The organism is Vibrio sp. EA2, assembly GCF_033042495.1.
In the GTDB taxonomy this organism is placed as follows: Bacteria; Pseudomonadota; Gammaproteobacteria; order Enterobacterales; family Vibrionaceae; genus Vibrio.
In genome coordinates, this window is record NZ_JAWLID010000003.1 from 170,523 (window position 1) to 170,805 (window position 283).

The window sequence follows — 283 nt, forward strand, 5'->3', positions numbered from 1 at the left end:
TGAATTACCAGTAGATAAAATTCGCGGTGTGATTGATACCTGGAATGAACAGATCGAAGAGTTAGGTCAAGATTTTGTCTGGGTTCAAGCGTTTGAAAATAAGGGTGAAGCCATGGGCTGTTCTCAGCCACACCCACACGGTCAGATTTGGGCGAACAGTTTTTTACCGAATGAGATCGAGCGTAAAGAGAAAAATCTAAAAGCGTATTACCAAGAGAACGGCACCAACTTGCTGGTTGATTATGTGAATGCGGAGCTCAAAGACGGCACACGAATTGTCGTT

At 43.8% G+C, this 283-nt stretch carries 1 protein-coding gene; it reads left to right on the forward strand.

Going from position 1 to position 283, the window contains the following annotated elements:
- Window positions 1-283, forward strand: a 283-nt coding sequence (gene galT / locus RXX31_RS08750; RefSeq protein WP_317588784.1) for a galactose-1-phosphate uridylyltransferase, incomplete at both ends; no start/stop codon positions are given.